Here is a 7520-nt window from a genome sequence, read left to right as displayed (position 1 = left end):
CAGCTAATAGTTTTAATTCCTTCGTGTATCTTTTCCAGGTTGAACATTCCTTTAAACCTTCAACCCCATATGTATCAAATTTGTATTTCCACTTCCTAATTGTAGATTCACTCACCTTATAGGTTTTACCAATCTCAACTAATGTAGCTGTGCCATCTTCCCACATTTTTAAGATTTCTAATTTTATTTCAGGTAGATAGGATCTTTCAGACATAAAAAACTCCCCATTAAATAGCCAGATTTTTATTTTTTAATCTGTCTACCTAATGGGGAGCATATCAATCTTTCGTTGCCTTTTCGTATTTTTAGAAGAACCTGCAACCGCTATAGCAAAAATGACACGACAAGAATTCCTTATTTTACTGTTTTTCTGGCCCATTCTGATATAAAATCAGCTGCCCAAACAAGGAGAATATAACAGAAAAGCAGCAATGTTATATCGGAATAGTGGAAGAAGCTCATGCTTAATTTAAATTGCTGACCAAGTCCTCCTGCACCAACGAACCCAACAATGATAGTCGTCCTCATGATGACCTCCCAGCGATAAAGAATATACGTAAGAAATTGTGGAAAGACAGAAGGGAGGACACCGTACATAAGAATTTGCCCTTTGCCTGCACCGGATGAAGCTAAGTGACGAATGGGTCTGGCATCTAAATCCTCTACAACTTCAGCACATAGTTTTCCCAATATGCCAAAATTATGGAGCGCTAATGCAATAGCTCCAGGTAAAATTCCAGGTTTAAATATAAAGATGATCATCATCGCCCAAACCAATTCAGGGATCGCTCTACTAAGTATATAACCGACACGAATTACAGCGAAGGAAACCCAGTTGTACCAACGCCTTGTTAAAGTTAATTTTCCATTTGCAACATTTCTCGCAGCAGGCAAAACCGTCAAAAACATGAGCACAGTGGAAAAACCGATCGCCATGATACTCATCCGCAACGTATCATAGGTCAAGGAAATCGCTGCCTTCCAGCTTTCTCCATTAAAAAATGCCGGAGATTCGTCACCTAAACCAAACATATTCGCAAAAAATTTCTTGGCAAACTCTAGATTCTTTGTTGAGAAAAGTTCTATTATGCTCGCTCGATCGACGATATAAATATAGCACCATGCTCCTACCAGAAGACCAGCTGTAAGAAGGGAAGAAAAAGGAAGAAACCAATGTTTAGTGGAATGAGTCCATTTACTTCTTAATTGACTGCTCCACCAATCTATTAAGACAACTATAGCGATTAAAAAGAAAATAAAAGTCCAGACCTCATCGTAATGTAAATCATCGAGAGACAATTGGATTTGGTATCCTAATCCGCCAAGGCCGACAAAGCTCATGATTGCGGAAGAGCGAATCCCACATTCAAACCGGTACATCGTATAGCTCAGCATTCCAGTTTTCACAATCGGAAAGTAACCGTAAAAAAACAATTGCCATCTTGATGCACCAGTTGATTTCAAAGCTTGAATAGGCTCTTCCGGAACATCTGCAAGCATGTCTGCGAAAATTCTCCCTAATATTCCGCCAAAGGGGAGAGCAAGGGCGAAAATAGCAGCAAAAGGACTAAGACCGAATGATGCGACAAATAACCATGCCCATACTAATTCATGAATCGCTCTTAGAAATCCAAGAACTCCTCGAAAAATCGTTTTAAAAAGGGAACCGAGCGGTCCAGCTTCAAAAAATATCCCCGATGCTAGTATTCCGAGAATAAAAGCTATGACAATAGCAAGTCCAACTCCTGCCACTGCATAGGATAAGGTGATCCAAGTTGATTGGATCGCCAGAAGGATAATCTCCTTCGATAAATCAGGCTGAAACAGTGCTTCTAAAATCTGGAAGAGAGTGCTTAATCCACCGGAATGAAACAGATCTTTATCCCAATTAACCGCTAATAAACTCCAAAGAAATACCCCAATTAAAATGAAGGTAAGGTACGTTTTTTTGTGTGTGCTGAAAAGCTCCAACCTCATTACACTTTCTCCTTTAACACGTAAAGGGAGGCCAAATCCTTTGCACTCACCTCGTGAGCGGGTAAGTCAAAGTAGATCATTCCATCTCTCAAAGCAATGATGCGCGTGAAATATTTCTTAGCGTATTCTACCGAATGCAAGCTTGTAATTAAGGTTTGTTTTTCTTCATGAACCAGCTTTGTTAATATTGCCAGCACATCTTCAGCTCTTGCAGGATCAAGTGATGCGACTGGCTCATCCGCCAAAATAATTTCTGGCTTTTGGACAAGGAGGCGAGCAAGAGCAACACGCTGTTGTTCACCGCCAGACAAATTTGACGTTTTTTCTGACCATTTATCCCCTAAACCAACTCGTTCCAATGCATTCATCGCCAAGATCTTCTCTTGCGGATAGATTAAGGAGAGGAGAGACTTAAATAAACTCCAATCGGAAAGCTTTCCTGCTAAAACATTGTGAATGACAGGCAATTGGTCGACTAAATCAAATTGTTGACGAATCATCCCAAGTTTTTTTGCGAGCATTTTTCGATTTTGCATTTCCTTGAAACTTAATTGATCTATCCATAATTCGCCTTCATCAGGCTTTATAATGGTAGCCAACGTATTAAGAAGGGTTGTTTTCCCAGCACCGCTTGGGCCAATCAAGGCTACTTTTTCACCTTTTTTAATAGAGAAAGAGAGGGAAGATAAGGCTATCTTCCCTTGGAACTGAATCTTTAAATTTTTCGCTTCGATAATATTGCTAGATGCCACTGCATCCTCACCCCAATTACTTCGTTGCTTTACTTAATAATCCCAAGTTCTTTTGCCACTTTCTCGATGGCATCATAATTTTCATTTGTTGTTTCGATAAATTTATCTGTTTCAAAAATATCCAGCATTTCTTTTTGTGCTTCACCCATTGAAAGAAGCGCCTTTTTTACTTTTTCCTTTGTTCCTGCTCCAAATACATCATCAACCGTATTAATTGTCCAATTATAATCATAGTAGGCAGGTGTGGTATAAAATACATCTACTTTGTTGAGATCCACTTTGCCTTCTTTTACCGCACCTTCCCAAACAGCTTCGTTTAATGCTCCTGCCTGAAAGGTTCCCGACTCCACTAATTTGTATGTTTTATCGTGTGAGCCTGAATAATTCGGTTCACCTGCTAAATCTTCCTCCGGATCAATTCCATTTTCCAACATATAATATCTTGGCATTAAATGGCCGGATGTCGAGCTTTCACTCCCAAATGTGAAGCTTAGTCCTTTAATATCCTCAAGACTGTCGAGCTGCAGGTCTTTTTGCGCCACAAAAACAGAATGGAATTCTTCATCTCGAGGTCTTTGTGCAATCGCCTCTGCACCTTCAACAAGGCTCATTGCTTGTACACTTGTTAAGCCGCCAAACCATGCAAGTTGAACTTCTCCACGCTCAAAAGCAGTAACGAGAGCAGCGTAATCAACTGATGGAACAAATTTGACATCTAATCCTGTTTCACTTGCCAAATACTCAGCAATTTGCTCCATGCTTCTATTTAACTCCGCTGCATTTTGGTCGGGAATAGCGCCAATGTTAAAAACTTTATTGGAATCTACTTCTGTTTCTTCTTTATCGTTTTGTGAGCATGCCGAAAGAGCAAGCACTATTAATAGAGAAAAAGATAAAATTAATCGTTTTTTCATTTTTTATCCTCCTGCTGTTTAATTCTTGACCAATGTAATTATAGTGGATTCAACAGTGAATTAATAGAGATTTTCGGTATGTTCGTATCTATATTATCGATAATTATAATTGGGAATAAACTATTTTTCCGATATAAAAAAAAGGATTTATGGGCATAAAATTTATATATAATGTGAAATCGATAGCGATTTTGACCAAACAAAAAAAGCAAGAGCAGAAAAACGATTTTATTTCTCTACGCTTGCTTAATCAGCTAAGATTCTGTTTTTAAGCTATCCGAAGTGCCGTTACGACAACTGCTGCTTCCATTTTTCAACATCCCAGATCTTTGTAACCCAATCTTCATAAAAATCTGGTTCGTGGCAAACGATTACGACCGTCCCTTTATATTCCTTTAAAGCTCGCTTTAATTCAGCCTTCGCATCTATATCAAGGTGGTTCGTTGGTTCGTCAAAGAGAAGCCAGTTACTTTCGTGCATTTGCAGCTTACATAGACGCACCTTCGCTTGCTCACCGCCGCTTAGTTGGTTCATAGGTCTTGAGATATGTTCATTCTTCAACCCGCAACGAGCAAGGGCAGCTCTTACTTGGTGCTGATCCATTCCTGGGAACTCATTCCATACATCATCAATAGGCGTAATATCCTTCGCCTTAACTTCCTGCTCAAAATAAGAAGGGAAGAGGAAATCGCCTCTTTCAAGTTTTCCACTTAAGGGTTTAATGACTCCGAGCATTGTTTTTAATAACGTTGATTTACCGACGCCATTACAACCAACAATGGCGATTTTTTCACCGCGTTCAATCGTCATAGACATCTTTGGTAATAACGGCTGGTCATAGCCAATTTCAAAATCCGTGCCTTCAAATACATAGCGTGAACTGCTACGTGATTCCTTAAAAGAGAATGTCGGTTTGACCGCAGTTTCCGGACGTTCAATCCTTTCTAATCTCTCAAGCTGTTTCTGACGACTTTTTGCGCGCCCTGTCGTTGAATAACGCGCTTTATTCTTCGCAATAAACTCTTCCTGCTTTTTAATAAATTCTTGTTGTTTCTCATAAGCATTAATATGTTGGTTTTTGTTGATTTCAGCTAATTCCAGAAATTTTTCATAGGTTGCAGTATAACGATTCATTTTTGAAAACTCAAGGTGAAAAATAACATTTGAAACTTGGTTCATAAATTCTGTATCATGAGAAATTAGTATGAAGGCATGCGGATATTCTTTCAAATAACCTGCAAGCCAGCGAATATGTTCGACATCTAAAAAGTTTGTTGGTTCATCTAACAAAAGCACTTGGGGTTTTTCTAACAAAAGCTTTGCTAATAGTACCTTCGTTCTTTGTCCGCCACTAAGCGCCGTCACATCCCGCTCCAACCCGATCGCATCCAAACCAAGTCCTCTAGCTGCATCTTCAACTTTTATATCAAGATTATAAAAATCACCAGCATCAAGACGATCTTGAATTCCAGCCATTTGTTCTAACAAAATTTCTAATTCTTCAGGAGTAGCATCTCCCATTTTAGCCGTTACTTCATTTAATTTCTTTTCTTCCTCAAACAATGGAAGAAACGCATCATTTAAAATATCACGAATTGTTTTACCTGGAGTTAATACCGTATGTTGATCAAGATAACCATAATGAACGCCAGGTGTCCATTCAACCTTTCCAGAATCATGAATTAACTGCTTCGTTATAATATTCATTAAAGTCGATTTTCCAACTCCATTTGCACCGACAAGACCGACGTGATCTTCGGCTAACAAACGGAAAGAAACATCTTTAAACAGGGTGCGATCCCCGAATGTATGGCTCAATTTTTCAACTGTTAATAGGCTCATAAATCTATCCTCACTTGTTCAAATTCTTTTTAAATGCATACCAATGAATATAATCACTTTATCTATCATACTAAATTCCACCACTCAAGACTAGATCTTTTGAGCCTGATTGCAGCATTTGGAAAAGGAATTTCAGCAAGTTTTTTGTCCGTTATAGGTGTACTAACAAAAAATATATGTTAAAGTGGTATACGAAACCACTCTATATATAAGGGTCTATGCTCCATGCATGGTTCGGGTAGTATTTTTCGGAAAGACCACCGAAAAATTCCCACCCTTTTCCCCTTGCATTCCGCATTTTGGCAGGTGTGGGACTATCGCCAAGCCGAACTACCCAAAACGAGGATTTACGGAGTTCGACTTGCTCTGACCATTGTACCTGCCAAACCGCCAGTGTTTTCGTTTGTGATAAATTCTTTTAACCATATTCAGATACGCTAGTGGGGCTAGCCCCACACCCCAGCCATCCACCACCCCAAAAAAAGGGAAAAAAGACCAAAAGATAAAATAATAACCTTAAAAACTAAAAGGTTGTCATCAAGGCAACCAAAACCTCATTTATAAGGGGATATGCCATAAATTGCTGATCGTAATATACTAAAATCTTTTTTAATAAAAGTACTATTTTGAATCGGTGCTAAATGACACAGAAATATAATGTAAATATTTGAGAAAAAAGAAGGTATTTTAATATTTTAATAGAATTAAATTAAAATGAGGTATTATTCCTAGTAAAAAGGAGGAATATTTAAAGAGCAATAACACATTGATACTGTTAAATAATTCTTAAAGGAGAGGTATTATGAAAGGATTAAAAATTTTATTTATGTCCTTAGCAATGTGTTTTGGATTTTGCATTAGTAGTGCACGCAGCTGAGAAAGAACAAGAAGGTCTAACAAAAAAAGAGTATGACTATCTTCTTAATGTTGTAGGGCATACCGAAGAAGAAATTAAAGAATTGCCTGTTGAAGTGGCTAAAGAGTTAGTGAGTAATAAAGCTGAATTAAAGTCTACTAAGACAGTATATGAAAATATCGAACAAGAGAATGATGAATCAAATGGTGAGCAAGTTAGTATTCTAGGCACTATTCCATCAGCTGATATTCAACTTGGCGGTACAGTTTACAAAGTTACAAGTGACCGTTCTGGTTATAACAAATACTATATGTATGGAAATTATAGATGGTTAAAATCTCCATTCTATACACTAGTAGATAAAATGACTATTGGATTTCCATCTAGTTCAGGGTTTATCTTACCAACAAGTAATGGATCAATTACTCAACATCAACATCGTTACTCTTATGATTTTTATGGGAATGGAAAATGGGTAGATACTGCAATTAAATATTCACCAAGTGATTGGAGTGCAAACGCAGGCGTTGCAGGTTCATATGATCTTCGTAAGTTTAGTGATTTTACATTACATAAAGGTTATGTAGGTCAGTATGTATACGTAAGAAATACAACTCATGGCGATATGAATATTAAACTAGAATATGGGCATAAAAGCATAAGTGGTGCAATTACTGTCTCTGTTTATCCAGCAGGATTAGGAATTACCCCTACTACAACTACTGATACAAAATCTTATGCTCTTACACTTACTTATTAAAAAAGAGAAGAGAAGAACATAAATTAGTCTTAATTTTATTATAAAAAATGTACTCATTTTTAAAGTTGAATGAAATCAATTTAAGAGTAGAGGTTAGTAAAGATAATTAAAAAATCTTTAACTAATCTCTTCTGATTATTTGTAGGATTTTATTTTCTACTTATGATTGGACTTATTATTAAACACATGAAATTTCATAAAATAAGAATGATTTAAATCAATGGAATTGAAATGTACTACGATGCGTAAAAAATATGAAACTATTATATAATTCTTTATAAAGTTTAATTTAAATGTTAAAGGAGCATTCCTGTTAGAAAGATTTTCGGGGACTTGAACAAAAAAGAGCCCTCTTGGTATGATATGGGGTGTCAAATCTGCAGAATTGACCCCTAACTTAGTTAACCAAGGAGGACTCC

General features: G+C 37.2%; 6 protein-coding genes. 1 reads left to right on the top strand and 5 read right to left on the bottom strand.

What is annotated here, in order from left to right; translation table 11 throughout:
• From FCJ93_RS24475 to FCJ93_RS24455, 5 genes are all read right to left on the bottom strand, one after another.
• The coding region (locus FCJ93_RS24475) for a helix-turn-helix domain-containing protein (RefSeq protein WP_137744919.1) at positions 1-214 on the bottom strand (214 nt) is incomplete at its 3' end.
• A 140-nt stretch (positions 215-354) separates the two neighbouring features.
• On the bottom strand, positions 355-1977 hold the full coding sequence (locus FCJ93_RS24470) for a PhnE/PtxC family ABC transporter permease (RefSeq protein WP_095314876.1): 1623 nt from the start codon (positions 1975-1977) through the stop codon (positions 355-357).
• On the bottom strand, positions 1977-2729 hold the full coding sequence (locus tag FCJ93_RS24465; protein ID WP_095314875.1) for a phosphonate ABC transporter ATP-binding protein: 753 nt from the start codon (positions 2727-2729) through the stop codon (positions 1977-1979). The genes FCJ93_RS24470 and FCJ93_RS24465 overlap by 1 nt, the downstream gene beginning before the upstream one ends.
• Positions 2730-2758: 29 nt before the next feature.
• A complete protein-coding gene (locus FCJ93_RS24460; RefSeq protein WP_137744918.1) occupies positions 2759-3643 on the bottom strand; it encodes a putative selenate ABC transporter substrate-binding protein in 885 nt (294 codons plus the stop codon).
• 288 nt (positions 3644-3931) lie between these two features.
• Positions 3932-5485, bottom strand: coding sequence for an ABC-F family ATP-binding cassette domain-containing protein (locus tag FCJ93_RS24455; RefSeq protein WP_095314873.1), 1554 nt, complete (start codon positions 5483-5485; stop codon positions 3932-3934).
• Positions 5486-6330: 845 nt separating this feature from the next.
• Here FCJ93_RS24455 and FCJ93_RS24450 point away from each other — a divergent pair.
• Positions 6331-7101, top strand: coding sequence for a hypothetical protein (locus tag FCJ93_RS24450; protein WP_137744917.1), 771 nt, complete (start codon positions 6331-6333; stop codon positions 7099-7101).
• Positions 7102-7520 lie beyond the last annotated feature (419 nt).

The organism is Robertmurraya siralis (genome assembly GCF_005502275.1).
Taxonomy (GTDB): Bacteria; Bacillota; Bacilli; order Bacillales; family Cytobacillaceae; genus Robertmurraya; species Robertmurraya siralis.
Note: the sequence above shows the minus strand (reverse complement) of the source record. Positions and strands in the feature narration are given on the sequence as shown.

Excerpts from the sequence above, each read along its gene's own strand:
- FCJ93_RS24470 (WP_095314876.1), bottom strand. The coding sequence starts at position 1,977 with ATGAGGTTGGAGCTTTTCAGCACACACAAAAAAACGTACCTTACCTTC.
- FCJ93_RS24460 (WP_137744918.1), bottom strand. The coding sequence starts at position 3,643 with ATGAAAAAACGATTAATTTTATCTTTTTCTCTATTAATAGTGCTTGCT.
- FCJ93_RS24455 (WP_095314873.1), bottom strand. The coding sequence starts at position 5,485 with ATGAGCCTATTAACAGTTGAAAAATTGAGCCATACATTCGGGGATCGC.